Below are 19,630 nucleotides of genomic sequence, written 5' to 3'. Positions count from 1 at the left end.
TAAGGTGACAGAAAATCAAGTTTGGAATGCAGTTGATCACTATTTAATTAATAGGTTACAACCACACAACACCAAAATGAAAAAATTACTTCAGAATAATAGAGATAATAATCTTCCAGAGATTGACGTAAGTCCTACTCAAGGTAAAATGCTTTGGATGCTTGCTAAAATGATGGGGGCGCACAGAATACTTGAAATAGGTACACTAGGAGGATATAGTACCACTTGGCTAGCAATGGCTCTTCCTGAAGATGGTAAAGTAATAACATTAGAAAATAATAATAATCATATTAAGGTAGCTAAAGAAAACTTTCAACTATCCGGTCTCGAGAAAAAAATCACCATTATGGAAGACAACGCTCTTACTTCTTTATCAGAGCTCCTAAAAAATAATATGGATGAATTCGATTTTATATTTATTGACGCTGACAAACCTAATAATCCCCTATACATTGATTACGCCATTAAATTAGCAAGAAAGGGAGCCGTGATTGTTGCTGACAATATTGTTCGTAACGGAAATATAGTAGCTGAAAACAGTCAAGATGAAAAAGTACTAGGAATCCGACGCTTTATCGATATCCTTTCCAAAGACTCCCGAGTAGAGTCAGTTGGAATACAAACTGTTGGGTTAAAAGGCTATGATGGTTTCATCCTTAGCTATGTAAAATAAAGTGAAACTTCTATCAGTGATGGTTTTCCTCCTCCCCCACTAATGGTTAGTTGAACCAATCAGACCTTTACAGGCAGTTAGTTGACTCCTACCTATCTTCCTCTTTGAGGAGGGAGTCTTCCTGTCCGTTAAGAGTGGAATAATCAGGAATATCCCTCCCTATTATCCCCATACAATAAGACATTGCCTAAACCTTTACGTCCTTATATAATATATGCAATTACTAATTTGCGATAAAGGGGATTGACCGTGGAAAGTATTAAAGTAGCAGAACAAGAACAACACACACTCTCCTATTTAGATGGAGTGAAAGACTGTATTCCAACCTTACTTGGTTATATTAGCATTGGCCTCGCAATGGGAGTAGTCGGTGTATCATCCGGCTTATCTATCCTGCATATTTTCCTGCTTGCTACATTTGTTTATGCAGGGGCTTCCCAGTTTATTATTTGTGCAATGATTGCAGCTGCAAGTCCCATCAGCGCAATTATACTTACAACATTTATTGTAAATTTGCGTCACTTATTGTTAAGTTCCGCTCTAGCACCTAAATTCACCCAATATTCTATACAGAAAAACATTGGTATTGGCAGTCTTGTAACAGATGAATCATTTGGAGTAGCGATTACCAAGATTGCTAGAAAAGAGCCAGTTAATGATCGATGGATGAACGGACTAAATCTGACTGCCTACCTTGTTTGGATTGCAGCTTGTACTGTCGGAGGATATATCGGAGGGTGGTTTCCCGATCCTGAACAATTCGGATTAGATTATGCCTTGCCAGCTATGTTTATTGCATTGCTGATTATCCAGCTGCAAACAATTGAACCTACTAAACTGAAACACTATTTATTGTTAATCACATTGATGATTATCTGCATGCTTTTCTTCTCTACTTTTTTATCAAGTAGCTTAAGTGTCATTATATCAACAATCATTGTTGCTACAATTGGGGTGGTGACAGATAAATGATGAGCAATATGAGCTTTTTTCTTTTATTAATCGGCTGTACTATCGTAACCTTTATTCCAAGAGTAATTCCATTTTTAGTGGCGCGCAATTTCACGATTTCAGCACCTGTCGAAAAGTGGCTTTCCTACCTTCCAGTATGCATTTTTACTGGCTTAATTGTAGAAAGTCTTATAGGAACCACCGAAAGCAATAGTATTAGCATTAACTGGGAAGCGCTTCTTGCGACGATTCCTACGATAATTGTTGCTTTTCTTAGTAAAAGTTTATTAACTACTGTATTATTCGGAGTTGTGTGTATGGCTGTTGTGAGATTGGTATTGTAGCTATTATATAAAAAGCTTCTTTTTGTTTATAAAAGAGGCTTTTTATTATGATGAATGCTTTTTTCTTCTGACTCCTTCCTTATCAGCTTTCATCATTTTATGAACACCACTTTTTCGGTTTTCCTCCGCCTTATAAACAATATTCACCACTTAATAAAATGGATAACTTTAACAAAAATATCCATAACCTTACAAGAAACCATGGAAATCCATAAAAATTAACAAATTTATTGTACTTTCGTTTCCTTTCTATGAAGTTTATAATAAAATATTGGTTATATTATTGATATAATCATACTAAGATCGTTTGGATATTTTCGATAGAGACGAATGGCTAAGCTAAATATTTTATTCTAAAAGTATTCATACATATTAGAAAGGTGGCTATAATCTTGGAGATGGGCTCTAATTTTATAAAAAACATCATGAAAGAAGATTTAGAAACTGGGAAGCATGATACGGTTATCACGCGTTTTCCGCCAGAACCAAATGGATATCTGCATATTGGTCATGCAAAGTCAATTTTTATTAACTTTGGACTAGCAGATGAATTTGGAGGTAAGACAAACTTACGCTTTGACGATACAAACCCTTTAAAAGAGGACATTGAATATGTAAACTCTATTAAGGAAGATGTAGAATGGCTCGGATATGAATGGGAAAATTTATTATTTGCATCTGACTATTTCGAGGAAATGTACAACCGTGCAGTCTTATTAATAAAAAAAGGGCTCGCTTATGTTGATGATTTATCAGCCGATGAAATTCGCGAATATCGCGGAACGTTAACAGAGCCAGGAAAAGAAAGTCCTTATCGTAATCGCACAGTGGAAGAAAATCTTCAATTATTTGAGGCAATGCGCAATGGCGAATTCGGTAATGGCGAGAAGGTTCTTCGTGCAAAAATTGATATGGCTTCGCCTAATATTAACTTAAGGGATCCTGTTATTTATCGTATTGCCCATGCTACTCACCACAATACAGGCGATAAATGGTGTATTTATCCAATGTACGCATTCGCTCATCCAATAGAGGATGCAATTGAGGGCGTAACACACTCACTTTGTACAACAGAATTCGAAGATCAACGTCCTCTATATGATTGGGTTGTTCGCGAATGTGAGATGGAAAGCACGCCACAACAAATCGAATTTGGCCGTTTAAATATTACGAATACCGTAATGAGCAAACGTAAATTAAAGCTTCTAGTGGACGAAAACTATGTGGATGGCTGGGATGATCCACGCATGCCTACCATTTCTGGCTTAAGAAGAAAAGGAGTTACCCCTGAAGCAATCCGTAATTTCTGTATGGAATTAGGAATTTCAAAAGGCTCTGGTGCAGTGGACTCTGCCATGCTTGATCACTTTGTACGGGAAGATTTAAAATTAAAAGCACCTCGTACGATGGGTGTTCTAAATCCGTTAAAAGTAGTTATTACTAACTATCCGGAAGGTCAAGTAGAAATGCTAGAAGCGGAAAACAATCCAGAAAATCCGGAGATGGGCACTAGACAAATTCCATTCTCTCGTGAAATTTATATTGAACAAGAAGACTTTATGGAGAATCCTCCAAAAAAATATTTCCGCTTGTTCCCTGGTAATGAAGTGCGTTTGAAGCATGCTTACTTTATTAAGTGCGAAGAAGTAATTAAAGATGAAGAAGGAAATGTAATCGAGCTTCATTGTACGTATGATAAAGAAACAAAAAGTGGAAGTGGATTTACTGGTAGAAAAGTAAAAGGAACATTGCATTGGGTAGAAGCATCTCAAGCTATCCCTGCGGAGTTTCGTTTATTTGAACCGCTAATTACCGATGAAGATGAGGAAATGGAAGAAGGAAAAACGTTCTTAGATTATGTAAATCCAAATTCTCTCGAAGTCATTCAAGGCTTTATTGAGCCAAATATGAAGGATGTTAAGCCACAAGATAAATTCCAATTTTTCCGCCACGGATATTTCAATGTGGATCCTAAATATACCACTTCAGAAAAGCCGGTATTTAATCGCATCGTTTCCTTGAAAAGCTCCTTTAAACTTTAAGCAATAGAATAAAGGGAGGAGAATAATCGATAAGTCGACTATTCTCCTCCCTTTTTATATGGCTTACGTCCATGTTGTTGCTGGCTTGGTAGTATTGGCAAGCCAGTCATACTGCAAGAGGCGTAGTTCGAATAACTTCAATGGGTCATGGAACAATTCTGGATTATTCTTTAATCGGTCTAATAAATTCTTATATTCTACGATATCTTTTGATTTTTCCTCAGCAAATTGCTCTAATGTCCTTTTTGGACGGACAAAGAACATTTTAATATCATTTTCCAATCCCTTTTCATAGAAATCAAAATGCTGCAATACTGCTGTCGAAACAGATGCTGCCACATCAGAAAAATCCTCTGTTTCCAGATACTTTTGATATCTTGATTGAAGCATTTTGTTATTTTGCTGAATTGCACCAAGCAGCTTCCCAGCACTCTTCAAAAATACTTGGGATGCATTAAAACGATTGAAAATATTTAATGGTTCGATGCGAAGTCCGCTTGATAACCGGCGTGCATCTCTTTTCCAATCTTCTATAATCACAAAATCACAAGATAGCTCTATTGGATGCTCCTTGTAAATTCCATTGAAGCCTTTGCTTAGCTCATTAAGGAATAGTTGGCCATCCTCTAATTGTTTATGAGCTGCTTGAATCCATTCTTCAATACTTCGATGAATTTTCGGCGATAATGTTTCATTTAAGTACTCATTTACTCGTTTATTCATCTCTTTATTTAGAGAGATATGCATTTTACTATAATCACTATCTTCTTTTATAATATCCTTACATCCTTTTAAAATAGCTGGAATTTCCTTTTTAATTGCTTCTTGCGTTTCTATTTTGATTTCATCAAACTGCTTTGTTATTAACTCACTTTTAGAGGCTTCCATATCAATTAGTTGATTTTTAGCTCCAGTCAGCTTGCTGACCATTTCCTCATAAAGCTGGAGTGATGCTTTTAAACTATCTTCCATATCCAATCGTTTATCCAATAGATTAGTAATTAAATCTTGAATGATAGAAATACAGCTTTGCAATCGTTCTTCATTCATCTTTCTAGCTGCAAAATGGTGGTAATAATAACGGCTAATTTCATCTAGCTGAGCTTCTCTCTCCTCTTGCTTGGAATAAATAAAGATTTTGCTATCTGGAAAATAATGCTGAATTGCAGACATCGCCTTTTGTAAACGCTTGGATGCTACTTTTTCATTATCTAAATCATCGATATAAATTAAAAATTGCAGTGTTAAAAATGGCGATTTTTCCTTCCATTGCTTTAATTGTTCATATTCCGTATAAGAAAAAACAGATTGCTCATTAATAACAAATAAGAGACTGTCAGCAAGCATAGCATAATCTGCGTAAGATGCATCTTCTACAAAAGGAGCAGTGGTAACCGTCCATCTATTTTGGTTTAAATAATGAGAAGGAGTATCTAACTGGAACACTCTCGGACTCTCCTGTTGAACAAGCAATTCTTCATAAAAATTCGTGAGTGTATCAATTAATTTTAAGCCAGAATTGGTTACTTCGTTTATTTCTAGATAGTCATTATCCTTTATCGTTAAAATGGCATTTGTATCTTCTGCTAAAACAGTCTCTCCTACTAGCTCATTAATATAGGCATTTACACCGCTGCCAGCAGATCCTACCATTAATAACTGATAATGATTCGATGGAAGAAAATCGTGTACCTTTTGGGCAAACTTCTTATCTAATGGAATATCATGCTTATCTGCCCACTCGATAATAGATTCAAATAAGTTCATAAATTGCTGGAATGATATATTTGTTTCTGTTGTTTCATTAATAACCATCTCTGCTTTTGATACAACAGATTGATCCATCGAATGTTTAAACATTTCATTCCAAGCTAAAACTGCCGATGCTGCCGATACAGTCTGTTGGCCAATTGAAGATAAGAAGTAATTGGATAAAAGAGCCGGAACAATTTCTTCCACTTCCTTAATCGAATAACTGCCATCAATTAAATGAGCGTACGCACCTTCCAAAATATGCGCCAATCCTTCTTCTCCTTCGCAAGGAACAGGTTCATAAATGCTATTAAATACCGTTACCCATGTTAGATAATAGGCTGTGTCTTCATAGTTTTTCCATAATGATATAGATAATCTCTCAAAAGTAGCAAAGTCTAACTCTTGAAGATTTTTTAAGCTTTCTATAAAGTATGCAGGCTCAAACTGCTGAATCACTCCTAAGTTGCTATAATGAATTAATGCTTCATACCATTTTAATCCATCTGTTCTTTTTCCTTCCTTAACAGCAAGCTCTACTGCCTTTTCCCAATTTTGCTGTCCTTCATAATATGATTTTGCGATAGTTGGTATATTCGCATAGTCTGGATTAGTAAGAACTAGATTATTAATAATCCCCAATGCCATTTCATGATTCCCTTTTTGGAAATATAAAGAAAATAGTTGCAAAGATATTTCTGTTTGTAAAAGCTCTGAATCTGTCACAACAGATTTATAAAAACTTTCCGCTGTTGAATATTCCTCTAATTCCAAGTATGCGTCTGCTAGATTCTTCTTTGCCCATGGCTCTAATTCATTACTAATATTCTCCCATTTAAAAATTGCCGCTTCATAGTCATGGTACTGAAAATATAATTCACCTTGTGCGAAACGGATGGAGGTTAGATCTGGAACATTCTTTCTTTGTTCCGCTATATATAATTGGCCTAAAACTTCAATTGGCGACTCGTCTCTATCCTGTAAGTATCCTTCATAATACGTTTTTTCAATTAGTTTTTTTTCTAATGTCATAACTTCCCCCTGCTATTCATTTAGAGTGGTTTTTTATCATTCTAAATAATATATTTATGCTCATCCGTCATCATTATGTCTTATGTAGGCTATCCTTCATTGTAACAAATCAGATTATTTCATGGATTTCGAAACCGATTCAATCTCTTTACAATATAATAACAGGCTAAGTAATCGTTCTGAATGGTTGGGTATTTCTTCGTGATATAAGCGAAAGCGCAGTATATTCCCTCTTTAAATCTAGGTACTATTATATTTAAGATTACTGATTCTTCTCCTCATCCTCTAGTGTCCATCGTACCTTTCTTCCCTGTTTTTTATTTATCCTCTCCGTCTTTTTACCTAGTTCACTTTCTCCTTTAACAGAGTGGGGATTATTCCAGGATAATAGCAATAGACCCTTAGATTTTAAAGGAACATACTCTTTGGAAAATAACCGCTATTCATCCTTCCTATTCTTTCCATCTATCCTGAGTAGAAGCTACAACTCCCCAATCAAATAAAAATTATTCCCTGGAAACTAACTTATGGAAATGAAAGGGGGTTTTTCAAAACATCATGGAGGTTGTCGTTGATTATGGGAATTACACGAATAAATCATACTTTACGAGAAAAAAAGAGTCCGAGCGTCCCTCTGCTAATGTTGATGATTTTTTTATATTGTTCCAAATGGAATGGGCAAGAGCTATGCAGAACGAAAAAGACAGTATTAGTATGCCAATACGATGGTATGGCAGGTGAGTAATCTCTTAGAAGTTTAAGGAATAAGCAAAAATTGCTTAAGAAAAAGGAAGAATAGATCGTGGAAAAATGTTCGAATTAGCACAAAATCAACACTAAAAAACAGTAAGTAGATAAACATTTAATCTACTTACTGTAATCCCGAAACTACAAACTACACCGCAGCTGTAGAAATAAACTCTTTATATCTTTTATTCATCTCACTCATTCTTTCATGGGAACCTTCACATACAATTTCTCCATCTTCAATGAATAATACATTGTCACCTGGTTTTACTTCTTCTAGGTTATGAGTTACTTTAATCACTGTCTTATCTTTAGTAAGTTTGTTTATTGATTCCAATACTAAATTTCTAGATTCTATATCTAAGTTTGAGGTAGGTTCGTCCAATAAAATTATATCCGGGTTCTTCAAAAATAGCCTAGCTATATTTAATCTTTGTTTTTCTCCCCCTGATAATTTGTCGCCACTCTCCCCTATATTTGTATTAAGTTTGTCCTTCTGTCTATCAACAAACTCTTGTAAATTCGCATACCTTAAAGCCTCTCTTATTTTTGATTCATCAATTTGGTCTTCATCAAGACCATATAGCAAATTATCTAAAATGGTACCGCTAATTAAGGAGGAACCTTGGCTTACTATCCCAATGTTTTTTCGAAGTTCATATGTGTTCAAATGACTGATATTGATATTGTCTATTGTTATGGAACCACTTTCTGGATGATAAAACTTCTCCAATAGGTTAATTAAAGTTGTTTTCCCAGATCCTGAAGGACCAACAATCGTTAGAGACTCCCCTCGTTTAATAGTAAAGCTGATATCACTAAGCATAGGTTTATCTTTGTACCCAAAAGTAATTTGATTAAAGGATAATTCATGTAGAAATTTATACTCTGTATTACCAGTGTATTCAACTTCGTTATTATTCATTATATTATTTAAACTTTTAATTGCACCATTAGCTTTATGGTACTCTCCAATAAATCCACTAATGGAACTCATTGGGGTCATCATTTGAAAGGCATAGATTACAAACGCAATTAATGTACTTATAGTTAATGTTCCTACTGAGATTCTATATGCCCCATATCCTACCACTATTAATAAGCCTAGAATAAGTAAAAAATTCACTAAAGGAGCTACTATAGCAAAAATTTTACTTTCATATAAGTTAGCATTGTATAGTCTATCAATACACTTAAACATTAATGATTTTTCCTGTTTTTCAGCTGTTGAAGCCTTCACCATCTTTATATTTTTAAAAGTCTCTTGCGTTTTTGAAATAAAAACAGAAGTTTCTTTTTGTTGTCTATCCCCAGTATTCTCCATTCTCCTCATCAGAGGAAATATAATCCCAAATATAAATGGAGCAATTATTAGTACCACAACCGTTAGTTTCCAATCGAGGATAATTGTTAATGCTAATCCACCAAGTATCATTATAATTCCCGTAACTAATTTAGGGATGTGATATGTGATTAAATCTTTAACAATTTCTGTATCATTTACGATTCTACTTGATAATTCTCCGCTGTGGTAATCATCAAAAAAATCAACTTTAAAATAAATAACCTTATTGTAGATATTTTTTTGTAAATCGCGAATTACCATGTTACCAAATTTAGATATTATGTACTGATTAACTGCTTCAATTATAGATTTTATTACTAAGAATAAAACTAAACCTCCAACCATCCATAGGCTAATCTCATTCATTGAAAATTCATCAACAATATCCTTTACCAAAAGTGGGAAAAATAAAGTTGCTGCTGTAAATAAAATAGATGCAATTATAATTGTGACCAAAAGTAATTTCTTCTTTGTATCATTAATTGCTAATAGGAGCATTTTATACGCATTCAATTAAGATTCACCTCATTAATTAAGACAATAAAGCTTGATTGACCAAACTTTATTGTCTTTTACAGAAATCATTTACTAGTCTTAACAGAAGAACCAGCTTGCGTTGCTGCTTCCTTTACATTGAATACTTGCTAGGGACTTTGCTTTTAGTTGTACATCTTTTGATATAACTTCTTTTTGTAAAGATAACACCTTGTTCATTTCTCATTCCTTCTTTCTTAATAGTTTTTTTAAGAATTAACAGAAGAACCAGCTTGCGTGACTACTTCCTTTACATTGAATGCTTTTAGAGGATTTTGCTTTTAGTTGTACATCTTTTGATACCGCTTCTTTTTGTAAAGATAATACCTTGTTCATTTCTCATTCCTTCTTTCTTAATAGTATTTTTAAGAATTAACAGAAGAACCAGCTTGCATGACTACTTCCTTTACATTGAACGCTTTTAGAGGATTTTGCTTTTAGTTGTACATCTTTTGATATAGCTTCTTTTTGTAAAGATAATACTTTGTTCATTTCTCATTCCTTCTTTCTTAATAGTATTTTGTAGAATTAGCAGAAGAACCAGCTTGCGTTGCTGCTTCCTTTACATTGAATACTTGCAAGTGATTTCGCTTTTAATTGAACTTCTTTTGATACAGCTTCTTTTTGTAATGACAATACTTTGTTCATTTTTCATTCCTTCTTTCTTAATAGTTTTTTTAAGAATTAACAGAAGAACCAGCTTGCGTGACTACTTCCTTTGCATTGAATGCTTTTAGAGGATTTTGCTTTTAGTTGTACATCTTTTGATACCGCTTCTTTTTGTAAAGATAATACCTTGTTCATTTCTCATTCCTTCTTTCTTAATAGTATTTTGTAGAATTAACAGAAGAACCAGCTTGCGTTGCTACTTCCTTTACATTGAATACTCGCAAGTGATTTTGCTTTTAGTTGTACGTCTTTTGATACAGCTTGTTTTTGCAAAGATAACACTTTGTTCATTTCCCATTCCTTCTTTCTTAATAGTATTTTTTAAGAATTAACAAAAGAACCAGCTAGTATTACTTGATGGAGAACAGCCTAAACTCACAGATGACTTTAATACATCTCCATTTTTCCGTTCTTTCTTACCTATTTTTTGTAAACCAAGAACGTTTTTCATTTTTATCACCTCCTATAATAAATAATTTTCCTCATCATCTTCGAATCCTTTTATTTACATAAAATGATATATTTTACATCAAGAGAGTCAATTAATTACCAGAGAAGGATAGTTCTACCTTCCTTTGCGAATTTTCCCCTATTAAGATCGAAGAATTAAATACCTTTTCTAAGTTGAGTATTGGTAACCAGGAGTAGTTTCTATTCTCTAAAATATCGTTTATTACTAACAGTAGGCCAGCAGAACCAGACATAATATCGCCAGAAAGTCTAAAGCATGAATCCCCAGGAACAAATATACAGTCATCATTCTCTAATAAATGTAGATTAAGGGTAAATAAAGCTGAGCTGACTAAACTGTTTTTATTGGTATATAGCTCTAGGAGATTTGCAATAGCTAAAATACCAGTGGTTCCCTGAAATAATCCAGCGTTATAAAAACATTTACTTTTCGAAATTTTGCAAATTCCATCAATTTCCTTATCCCATTTCTTTATGTCTGCATTCAGCTCTAATTCAATTATAGGAATAGCCAGTCCACTTCCTCCACCAGCGAGATATGGTAAAATCCTAAAATCATCATCTATATGATACAAGCCATCGTCATCAAATACCCCTAATTTCAAGTCCTTTTCTAATGCCTTTTCTGATAATTCCAGCCACTTTTGATCCTTTGTTTTTTTATATAATGCAGTAAAATACAGGGAAACTCCTGACCAACTTGTCATGACTCCCTTATCAACCACGTCGTAATCAAAAGTAATGATAGGTGCATTAGAATTTAATTTATCTATTAATATCTCTCCAATAGAGAGACAAATATCTAGATATCTAGGATTATCATATTCGTAGCTAAGTCCTAAGTATGCCAACCCAATCCCACTTAAACCTGCTGCAAGAGAAATATCTTCCATGTTTTTAATATCAATGTCTGAATCAAATAGGGCTTTTGCCTTTTCTTGATAACCTAATTCCCATAAAACTGCAGCAATTCCCATTTTTCCAGTAAATAAGCCATTTTCTAAATGAAGTAATTGATTGATTTCTTGTTTTTCAATCCAATCTTTTACTGTTTGATTTATTCCACCGGTTCTATGTAAAGCCATTGCCGTACCAAAGCCGCCGGTCAATACATTTATTATTCCTGCTTCCATTTCATATTGACGAATATCTCCCGGTAAAAGTCTATCTTCCATTTTAACGTCTTTTAATATGGAATTCCGTAATTTTAATTTTAAGATAGATAAATCAAAATCTTGTTTTAACTGGCCATTTGTACTCAATAACTCGTCCATAGGACGTGATTGATAGAAGTCACACAGCGATTTAACTTTGTCAATTATTTTAGTCGCTTTTTCTCCAAATACAACCTGCACCCATTTACTATGAATGGTATCCAAATTCCAGGAAATATCTTGAACACTTCCAATTGGTACAAATAACTGTTTTGCTATCCTTAGTAATGCAAACCAATCACTTTGTTCTTTATTCATTTCTTGATGGCCTATATAACCAGGAGTCATTAATCCAGAAAGAGAATCATTTGTTGTGCTTGCTGTTTCAAAATCTATTAATCTTACTTTCTCTTCGGGAGTGACTATAACATTTGCAGGCTGTAAATCGCCCATTCCTACATTATGCTCATGAATTTCATGTATAGCCTCAATAAGTTGATTAATAATATTTATACATGCTTCAGTGTAAGACTCATTTTTTAGGGTAGAGCTGAAAGGGTAGTTCTTAACTAGCCACTCAGACAGTGAATCGCCTTCGATATACTCTTCTTCGATGAAATAATGCTCCCACGCACGAAAGGAACTTATTTTTTTAACTGGGAATGTTGTTTTTTCTAATTTATCAAGTATCTCACTTTCGTTTACAATCCTAGAAAATGCATCACGACCTTGTGCATCTACCGCGGCATGAGGCCTTCCCTCTTTTAGAATGACCTTTGTATTGTTTTGTAATTTATTCTCACAGATATATACGCCACCTCCATTACTAAAATGTAGTGCCTCTTTAATATCATAATTTTCAAGGGGTGAATAAGTATCATTTTGATCCATTGCTTTGTCCATGGCTATAATTTCTGGAGGCTCTTCTACAAAGTCAGGCAGATAATAATAAGGAACCCTTTTATCTTCAATAAGTTCACCCTGTAAATTTTCTATAGCATCGACTTTTACTCCATCTATAAATGTAAATCTTGGCGCGAAGGCACCGTATCTAAAATAGACGTTAGAATCATACCATCTTTTATCATTTAGTATATACGGGCCAGGTTTTAAATGAGATAAGCTATTCTCTAGTAAACTTAATAACTCGATAAATTGATTAGTATTTACAGGATATATTGTAATAAACTTTCCTGAAGAACCTCTATCGCCATATTTGGAATCTTTCATTAGTAGCTCTGTAATACTTTTTACGTACTTAAATGATATATTTCTTTCTATCATTAACTTAGATACAATATCTAAAGTTGTTTGCGCCTCTTTCATATTCGTACTAATATGAATCTTCCAGCCCTGATTAGGTAGTTTAATGTTTCTTTCCAAAACATTTATCCAATGTTCTCCATCAATTACTATGTAGTTATCTGGTGGGCAGTCTAAATGGAGCAATCTTTGATTGTTTTCACTAGCAACATTATAATAATAGCCTTCATTTATGTACTTTATATATCTATTATCCATTAGTTCACCTCATTATAAGCACAAATTAACCAAGTTAATTTGTGCTTAATTTTTTGAATTTCTTATCTAGGAACTACACAGAAAAAAAGGCTTAAACCACTATGTGTTTTGCAGTTAACGCTGACATTTGAACCAATTGGCGGCTCATCGTTCTTTTTATATCTTAAACTTTGCAGAGATAAAACATCCGTTCTAGACATAGTCACACCTCCTTTCTAGTTTTATAATTTATAGGTTTTAATACTTTCTAAGTTGTTCCCTTTTTTATTGGCATGTAGATATAAATTTTCTATGTGTTCCCCCCAATAAGGGCCCCACACTATATCTTTAACACTATTAAAAGATAAACTTGTATTTGAAAATTGGAAGTAATCACGATCTTTTTCTAACAGCCAAGGGCTGCCTGAGCTACCTACTCCCGCTTTTCCTTTTACTCCTAACAAGGATGAATTGTGTATATAGTCCTCAAATGTTATGTTTTCTATTATTTCGATTTTATTTTTCCGGAGAAATTTTTTCTGTATGTAAGGTATTAATGCATGCTGTTTTTTCGAGGTGTTATTAAATATAGGCTTAATTATATTGTCTGTTTCTAAAGGCGGTTCTTTTAAAGTGAGAAAAGCAGTATCATAATCTACTATTCCATTTTGAACCCACTCCTTACTGACGTAGATTTCCTCCACTTCATATTCGTGGTTATCATAAGTTATAAAGGTTATCTCATTCGCATTTGTTTGCTTATACCAATCAAAAACACAATGTGCAGCAGTACAAACTAATGGATATTTCAATCCCATAATTAGTGAAGCATTACTTATAAATTTGTTTTTATTTTGTTTTATTTTCAATATTCCTGTGTTCATTATTTGATTTTCATTCATAGATACTTTAAACATTATTCTTCATTCCTTTGACTGGTATAAAAAAACAATACTACCAAAATATAAGAGATTCAATATTTTATTTTCATAGTAATGTTTTAAGGATAATATCATTCTATATATAATAGTAAATAAGAAATAACTAGACTGAGTCCCAGCAGCACACTTTCTAGAACATCTAAAAAACCCGGCCATTACACGCATTTCCCTTTGGAATTACCGTATAAATATCGAGGTTAATCTTAAGCTGGAATACTTCTCATACAAAAAAAGATGTACCTGAAAATAAATTCGGTACATCTTTTTTTATATCTATAAAATTATTCTGTTTTTCCTTGTGAATTCTTCCCAAATGCTTTAGTATCAATATTCTCCCTCTCGAGAAACTCTTCTATTTTTTTCTGTTCTCTTCCATTCACTACATCACTTTTTTTATTTATTAAATCAAAGTTTACTGTCGGAATAACTTCTTTCTCTATGTCGTCTGTAAGTTGATTAAGCATTGTATCTATTTCGTAAATAATTTCATTTACACCTGTAATATATCTGCTAATTCTTTCAGACTCCTCTAGATACCCTTCAGGTAATGTATTTTGTGAAATATAATTAGAGAAATTTTCATCATTTTCTTTTGTTAGTCTGTAAATTTGGTCTAATTTCTCCAATTCACTTTTAGTCAATTCCTTTTCTTCATCGATCATTTCTTCAAATGGATAGCTAGCAAGCTGTAATGCTTCATAAGTGTCTAGGTACGTTTTTATACTTGATTTCATTTCCTTTTCATCAATTACACTGTTTTGTTTGTCAGAAGAAAAAATAATACTAGGGATTTCTACATTCTTTGTATCGGGTATTTGGTTTTCAGAGGTGCCAATATTTTCTTCATTTGAACACGCGCTTAATATAAAGAGAAATAGGATACTAAAAAATATTTTTTTCATAATCCATTTTTCCCCCTTGCTATTGATGCGTTCCATTTTAGATATTTAATAAATAATTTAATAAATGACTTCCCTATATAATACCCTAGGATGGCTAAAATGGCTCCTATAATAACTCCTTTTATAGACTCGAGAATTTCCCCAAGTCCAATGGTAGAACCATCTACAAACCCCATTACGATTAAAATTATGGGAGATAGGATCATTATAGGCACACCAATGACATAAGCCAATATAAATGGCGTTAATAATAACATAAAGAATAAACTCACTATAATAATAATGCAATTCATTAAACTTAAACCCATTATGGACATCATTGCTGTAAGCATACTTCTTATACTTTTCTTTTCTTCGACCTTATTAATCGCATAAACAGCGTTTAATTCCTTAGCGATTTCTTCAGGATTACCTAATTCTTTAGAAATTTCCTCTTCACTTTTATTTTCACTTAATCCCTCCGTAAAATGCATGCTATACTCTTCTAATATATCTTTCTTTTCTTTTTCAGACATAAACTTCAAACTATTTTTGAGTAGTTTCAAAAAATTATTTTTGTTCAAGTTTATCATTCTCCTCGACAAAACGATTTATTGTTAGGAAAAACTCATTCCATTCCATCTTTAAGGATTCAAGTTTAGCTATACCTTCCTTTGTAATTCTGTAGTATTTCCTAAATGGTCCTTCTTTTGATTCTTCATGATATGTCGTGACATACTTTTCTTTAACTAATCTTCTTAAAATCGGATAAACAGTACCTTCCGATATAACGATCTTATTCGAGATCTTCTTTATTAGTGAATAACCGTATTCATCCTCTTTGTTTATTATTATTAAGACTATTAATTCTAGTACACCTTTTTTAAACTGTGCATTCATAATTTATCACCAGCGTTTATAATTTATTTAATACTATCTGTGTATTAAAAGGTACTAAACTTAACACTGTATCCTAATATCAGAATATTAAGAATTAATTATCAGTAATTAATTCCTGGGAATCATATGGATTATAACAGTACTAATATATTTACATAAGGTCATCAAGTATCCGAGAACATTATTTACTATTTGTGTAAAAAATTTGATTTATTTTAAATTTGATGTTACATTGTTATTTAGAGAATAGGAAAATAAATCCAATCCATACAACCTTTTTTCAGAGGTTATTTGTTCCTTACTTTTTTAAATTTCTTTATTCCGTAATAAATAGAAATGTATTTTAGTATTTAAACCACCACCCTTTTATCCTATATTTTCCATTATAAAATGAAACAGGTTTATAAATACCTCGAAAATTATAAAAGGGATAAAAAGCTGCATATTAGGACATTTAGAGTACATAAAAGGGCAATACGTAAAATGGGAAACGCTTAATTGTTTGAATTATCATAAAAATAGGCTCGAATACTTTCGCTATTTGATTTCTAATTTTTCCAACTTTTATATACTTAATTATAGGAGTGTAAGAAGACCTTGATTTTTATTGATTTTATTGGAGCTCTGTTTGAAACAATCCCAATGCTTTTAATAACCCTACAATTATTAAATAAATTTCATTTTAGTAAAATACAAATACTTTATTTATTTTCTATAAGTCTAGGAACAGCCATATTTTTAACACTATCACTAAGTTATCCCTTTATTAAATTGCCTTTAGCTGTAGTAATTCTGGCTCTTCTTATATCCAAGCTATATAAAGTGAAATTCACTTTTTCAATATTATCCCTATTATTAAGTATGACCCTTCTACTGATTGTACAATTGATAAATATTATTATTTTTGATCTACTTTTTGCAGGCTCTTCAACATTTAATCAAATACGATTTATCTCTGGATTAGTTAACGGTTCATTATTAACTCTACTATTATTATTTCTAAGAGCATTTAGGAGGAGTCTTATACCTAACCAGGACATTTCTCATGCTAAGACCCCAAAGTTTTGGTGGATTTTCCCCCTATTTGTTGTGTTATTCATGTTAATTGTAATTAAAGTCATTCAAGATGACGGTATATCGATTACCTCTGCTTATTTAATAATTATCTCGAGTATTGCATTTATTTATCTTACACGGTACTTAGTTTATCTAAACACTATTAAAGCAGAAAAAAAATTATTAACTGAGCAAGAGAAAAGTGCAAAATTTTATCTAAGAAGTATACGAGCACAAAGGCATGACTTTATCTTTCAACTTAACACTATCAATTCTCTAGTCCATCTAAATAGAATAAATGATTTAAAAGCTTATCTGAGTGAACTCACTGAAGAGTTTCAGACAACTTCTGAAACTCTACCTTTACATTACATGTCAATAGCCGGTTTACTTATTCAATACAAACAGATTTTAAAAAAAGACGGTATTAATTTTAATATTTTTATCTCCGATACATTTGAACTCATTCCTATGCCAGTTTATGAATTTAACAATGTTATCGGAAACTTAATTTCTAATGCATATGAATTTATAAAATCAAACGAAACAGCTTCTAGAGAAATAGTCATTAAATTTTACAAAAATCAGTATTTAATAGTCGAAGTGTTAAATGAAGTGAATCCGGAGCTGCTAGATTTGGAAAACATATTTCAAGATGGTTATAGTACAAAAACTACTTATGAAAATGGATTAGGACTAAGCAATATTATGATGACTTTAGAGAGATATAACGGATACATATATCCAGAACTTAATAATCGAACTTTAAGTATGTTTGTCCTCATACCACCTAAAGAAAGGAAATAATTTATGGTTAATCCTAATATAATTAGTAATGAAGTAACTAATTTTGTTATCAAACATGCCCCAGAATACAGAGATAATAAAGAGTATATACGATACGGACTAGAGTGGATAATCTCATTAACTATTCAAATTTCAGTTATTCTAATACTATCGGTTTTATTTGGAGTTTTTATTGAAGCCACCGTATCTCTTTTTACAGGAGCTTTTCTTAGAACTTTTGGTGGAGGAGCACACTTTAAAAGTTATTTAAAATGTGTGGTCTACAGTACTATTTTAATCCTTATACTTTCGATAGCAACCAAGCATTTTCTAGCTCTTAATATGATCGCTGTCCTTATAATTTATTTAATTTCTATGTTTATTTATAATAAAAAAGCTCCTGTCTTACATAAAACTAGAGCTTTATTTAATGACAATAAGAAAATGTTATTCAAACATATTTCATTATTTTTTATTACAACACTGTTCATCCTCACGATATTATTACCTATAGGTAAATCAAGTATTATCTCAAGTATTTGGCTATCTGTTCTCTTCCAATCGATTTCACTTACAAAATGGCATCATGACATGACCGATTGGTTAGATAAAAAAACTACAAGAAAGGTGGATTATTTATGAACTTATTTACGAAAGTACTAGCAAAAATTATAGGTAAGGTTGGTTTTATGGCCTCAAAGGGTACTCTAGCATCGTATTGGTTTACATACGAACCTGAACTTCCTAGTAAAGACAAAAAGAATGATTCTGAATAAAAATGTCTAAATTAAGTATCATAGCTATAGACGATGACCCGATACAATTAGAACTATATAAAGATATTTTTAAAGAATCACCATATAATTTAGTATATACCTCTACAAATGGTGATTCTCTTCCAATTTTTTTAAATGAGAATAAAGTAGATATTGCATTATTAGATATAGAAATTGCATCTCAATCTGGATTTAAACTAGCAGAACATATCAATCAGTATTACAAAAATATAAAAATTGTTTTCATCAGTAATCACAAATCCTTTGCATTGGATGCATATAATTTTTATCCCTTAGATTATATAGTAAAGCCTGTTGATGTATTTAGATTATTCCAAACACTAACGCGAGTTAATTATGTAAATAAAGACGACCTTCGGGTAGGGGTTAAGACATCAACTGGGTACTTATTAATTAAAAAGGATGAGATCAACTTTATTGGTAAAACCATTCGAAAAACCACAATACATCTTACAACTGGAGAACTTATTGAAAGTAATGAGAAACTTGAAGTTCTTGAAGCAAAATTAGCAAAGCACGGATTTTATCGTATCCATAAATCCTATTTAGTCAACCTAGAAAGAGTTAAAAAAATTCAAAAAGATGAATTTATGAATTCATATAATCTGGTTCTAATTGATTCTGAAGAAACTTTACCAGTGAGCAAACATCGGATAAAAGGTCTTAAAGATTTAATATTCAGTGAGTTCAGTTTCTAGCTTTATTGATATTGATAACAGCCTTTTTTGGCATCAAACTTTACAAAACAACCTACAAAACCTGAACAAGTATCCAGATGTAAAAAAGGATAATTGTTCAGGTTCTTCTTATACTTGAATTTTATGGCCAAAATTTTTTTCATCTAAAGGAAGGAAAATGCTTTGCTACTTCTTTTTATTATCTTTTTCGATTTTCTCTACTGACGAATGCCCCATCCAGTCTTCTTGCTTCATTTTCTTTTTTCGTCTTCTTTGTGAAACAACGATAACAAGAATAATGAGAACGATTAAAAGTAGAGGAACTCCGAAAGCTCCATAAAGAATATTAAAAAAACCACTGAAAAATTCTGACATCGT

The 19,630-nt window shown here is 32.4% G+C and carries 25 protein-coding genes; 9 read left to right on the top strand and 16 right to left on the bottom strand.

Annotation, left to right across the window (positions count from 1 at the left end; all coding sequences use genetic code 11):
• The first annotated feature begins 4 nt into the window (after positions 1 to 4).
• The 4 genes from NSQ89_RS00465 to NSQ89_RS00450 all read left to right on the top strand — a co-directional run bounded on the left by NSQ89_RS00465 (position 5) and on the right by NSQ89_RS00450 (position 4,010).
• Complete coding sequence (locus NSQ89_RS00465; RefSeq protein WP_341132066.1) at positions 5 to 673, top strand: O-methyltransferase; 669 nt, start codon at positions 5 to 7, stop codon at positions 671 to 673.
• A gap of 249 nt (positions 674 to 922) precedes the next feature.
• Entirely contained in the window at positions 923 to 1,645 is a 723-nt protein-coding gene (locus NSQ89_RS00460) for an AzlC family ABC transporter permease (protein ID WP_445668951.1), read from the top strand.
• On the top strand, positions 1,642 to 1,968 hold the full coding sequence (locus tag NSQ89_RS00455) for an AzlD domain-containing protein (protein WP_047941775.1): 327 nt from the start codon (positions 1,642 to 1,644) through the stop codon (positions 1,966 to 1,968). The genes NSQ89_RS00460 and NSQ89_RS00455 overlap by 4 nt, the downstream gene beginning before the upstream one ends.
• A gap of 392 nt (positions 1,969 to 2,360) precedes the next feature.
• On the top strand, positions 2,361 to 4,010 hold the full coding sequence (locus tag NSQ89_RS00450; RefSeq protein WP_047941776.1) for a glutamine--tRNA ligase/YqeY domain fusion protein: 1,650 nt from the start codon (positions 2,361 to 2,363) through the stop codon (positions 4,008 to 4,010).
• Between the two features lie 63 nt (positions 4,011 to 4,073).
• Here the strand turns inward: NSQ89_RS00450 and NSQ89_RS00445 are convergent, their stop codons facing one another.
• Complete coding sequence (locus NSQ89_RS00445; protein ID WP_341132064.1) at positions 4,074 to 6,794, bottom strand: tetratricopeptide repeat protein; 2,721 nt, start codon at positions 6,792 to 6,794, stop codon at positions 4,074 to 4,076.
• A gap of 558 nt (positions 6,795 to 7,352) precedes the next feature.
• Here NSQ89_RS00445 and NSQ89_RS00440 point away from each other — a divergent pair.
• Positions 7,353 to 7,535, top strand: a complete 183-nt coding sequence (locus tag NSQ89_RS00440) for a hypothetical protein (RefSeq protein ID WP_341132063.1) — start codon at positions 7,353 to 7,355, stop codon at positions 7,533 to 7,535.
• Positions 7,536 to 7,689: 154 nt separating this feature from the next.
• Here NSQ89_RS00440 and NSQ89_RS00435 read toward each other — a convergent pair whose 3' ends face one another.
• From NSQ89_RS00435 to NSQ89_RS00370, 14 genes are all read right to left on the bottom strand, one after another.
• The gene (locus NSQ89_RS00435) at positions 7,690 to 9,399 is read right to left on the bottom strand and encodes an ABC transporter ATP-binding protein (RefSeq protein WP_095259134.1); all 1,710 of its coding nucleotides are present in this window, start codon (positions 9,397 to 9,399) and stop codon (positions 7,690 to 7,692) included.
• An 81-nt stretch (positions 9,400 to 9,480) separates the two neighbouring features.
• Positions 9,481 to 9,600 carry a class III lanthipeptide gene (locus NSQ89_RS00430; RefSeq protein ID WP_201781388.1) on the bottom strand — a complete coding sequence of 40 codons (120 nt, stop codon included), beginning with the start codon at positions 9,598 to 9,600 and terminating at the stop codon, positions 9,481 to 9,483.
• A 36-nt stretch (positions 9,601 to 9,636) separates the two neighbouring features.
• On the bottom strand, positions 9,637 to 9,756 hold the full coding sequence (locus NSQ89_RS00425; RefSeq protein WP_201781389.1) for a class III lanthipeptide: 120 nt from the start codon (positions 9,754 to 9,756) through the stop codon (positions 9,637 to 9,639).
• A gap of 36 nt (positions 9,757 to 9,792) precedes the next feature.
• Positions 9,793 to 9,912, bottom strand: coding sequence for a class III lanthipeptide (locus tag NSQ89_RS00420; protein ID WP_201781390.1), 120 nt, complete (start codon positions 9,910 to 9,912; stop codon positions 9,793 to 9,795).
• Between the two features lie 36 nt (positions 9,913 to 9,948).
• The gene (locus tag NSQ89_RS00415; protein WP_201781391.1) at positions 9,949 to 10,068 is read right to left on the bottom strand and encodes a class III lanthipeptide; all 120 of its coding nucleotides are present in this window, start codon (positions 10,066 to 10,068) and stop codon (positions 9,949 to 9,951) included.
• Positions 10,069 to 10,104: 36 nt separating this feature from the next.
• On the bottom strand, positions 10,105 to 10,224 hold the full coding sequence (locus NSQ89_RS00410) for a class III lanthipeptide (protein WP_201781389.1): 120 nt from the start codon (positions 10,222 to 10,224) through the stop codon (positions 10,105 to 10,107).
• A gap of 36 nt (positions 10,225 to 10,260) precedes the next feature.
• Positions 10,261 to 10,380 carry a class III lanthipeptide gene (locus NSQ89_RS00405; protein ID WP_201781392.1) on the bottom strand — a complete coding sequence of 40 codons (120 nt, stop codon included), beginning with the start codon at positions 10,378 to 10,380 and terminating at the stop codon, positions 10,261 to 10,263.
• A 37-nt stretch (positions 10,381 to 10,417) separates the two neighbouring features.
• Positions 10,418 to 10,540: a class III lanthipeptide gene (locus NSQ89_RS00400; RefSeq protein WP_201781393.1), complete on the bottom strand. Its 123-nt coding sequence runs from the start codon at positions 10,538 to 10,540 to the stop codon at positions 10,418 to 10,420.
• A gap of 91 nt (positions 10,541 to 10,631) precedes the next feature.
• The gene (gene lanKC, locus NSQ89_RS00395; protein WP_061799935.1) at positions 10,632 to 13,235 is read right to left on the bottom strand and encodes a class III lanthionine synthetase LanKC; all 2,604 of its coding nucleotides are present in this window, start codon (positions 13,233 to 13,235) and stop codon (positions 10,632 to 10,634) included.
• Between the two features lie 62 nt (positions 13,236 to 13,297).
• On the bottom strand, positions 13,298 to 13,435 hold the full coding sequence (locus tag NSQ89_RS00390) for a class III lanthipeptide (RefSeq protein WP_123258863.1): 138 nt from the start codon (positions 13,433 to 13,435) through the stop codon (positions 13,298 to 13,300).
• Between the two features lie 21 nt (positions 13,436 to 13,456).
• A complete protein-coding gene (locus tag NSQ89_RS00385; RefSeq protein WP_047941828.1) occupies positions 13,457 to 14,116 on the bottom strand; it encodes a trypsin-like serine peptidase in 660 nt (219 codons plus the stop codon).
• Between the two features lie 320 nt (positions 14,117 to 14,436).
• The gene (locus NSQ89_RS00380; protein WP_047941780.1) at positions 14,437 to 15,057 is read right to left on the bottom strand and encodes an NDxxF motif lipoprotein; all 621 of its coding nucleotides are present in this window, start codon (positions 15,055 to 15,057) and stop codon (positions 14,437 to 14,439) included.
• Positions 15,054 to 15,629, bottom strand: coding sequence for an HAAS signaling domain-containing protein (locus tag NSQ89_RS00375; RefSeq protein ID WP_095259380.1), 576 nt, complete (start codon positions 15,627 to 15,629; stop codon positions 15,054 to 15,056). Before NSQ89_RS00375 ends, NSQ89_RS00380 begins: the two co-directional genes overlap by 4 nt.
• Positions 15,607 to 15,936 carry a PadR family transcriptional regulator gene (locus NSQ89_RS00370; RefSeq protein ID WP_047941782.1) on the bottom strand — a complete coding sequence of 110 codons (330 nt, stop codon included), beginning with the start codon at positions 15,934 to 15,936 and terminating at the stop codon, positions 15,607 to 15,609. Before NSQ89_RS00370 ends, NSQ89_RS00375 begins: the two co-directional genes overlap by 23 nt.
• A 597-nt stretch (positions 15,937 to 16,533) precedes the next feature.
• Here NSQ89_RS00370 and NSQ89_RS00365 point away from each other — a divergent pair.
• The 4 genes from NSQ89_RS00365 to NSQ89_RS00350 are packed head-to-tail and all read left to right on the top strand — an operon-like array spanning position 16,534 to position 19,273.
• Positions 16,534 to 17,799, top strand: coding sequence for a sensor histidine kinase (locus tag NSQ89_RS00365; RefSeq protein WP_251687928.1), 1,266 nt, complete (start codon positions 16,534 to 16,536; stop codon positions 17,797 to 17,799).
• Positions 17,800 to 17,802: 3 nt separating this feature from the next.
• Positions 17,803 to 18,420 (top strand): accessory gene regulator ArgB-like protein, encoded by a 618-nt coding sequence (locus tag NSQ89_RS00360; RefSeq protein WP_095322589.1) that lies wholly within the window; start codon positions 17,803 to 17,805, stop codon positions 18,418 to 18,420.
• The gene (locus NSQ89_RS00355) at positions 18,417 to 18,554 is read left to right on the top strand and encodes a cyclic lactone autoinducer peptide (RefSeq protein ID WP_082138300.1); all 138 of its coding nucleotides are present in this window, start codon (positions 18,417 to 18,419) and stop codon (positions 18,552 to 18,554) included. The genes NSQ89_RS00360 and NSQ89_RS00355 overlap by 4 nt, the downstream gene beginning before the upstream one ends.
• Before the next feature lie 2 nt (positions 18,555 to 18,556).
• The gene (locus NSQ89_RS00350) at positions 18,557 to 19,273 is read left to right on the top strand and encodes a LytR/AlgR family response regulator transcription factor (protein WP_047941785.1); all 717 of its coding nucleotides are present in this window, start codon (positions 18,557 to 18,559) and stop codon (positions 19,271 to 19,273) included.
• 165 nt (positions 19,274 to 19,438) lie between these two features.
• Here the strand turns inward: NSQ89_RS00350 and NSQ89_RS00345 are convergent, their stop codons facing one another.
• Positions 19,439 to 19,627 (bottom strand): hypothetical protein, encoded by a 189-nt coding sequence (locus NSQ89_RS00345; protein ID WP_047941786.1) that lies wholly within the window; start codon positions 19,625 to 19,627, stop codon positions 19,439 to 19,441.
• Positions 19,628 to 19,630 lie beyond the last annotated feature (3 nt).

This window comes from Niallia sp. FSL R7-0648 (assembly GCF_038007005.1).
Lineage (GTDB): Bacteria > Bacillota > Bacilli > Bacillales > Cytobacillaceae > Niallia > Niallia circulans.
The sequence above is the reverse complement of the archived record's forward strand: the minus strand, read 5'-3'. Positions and strand labels throughout refer to the sequence as shown.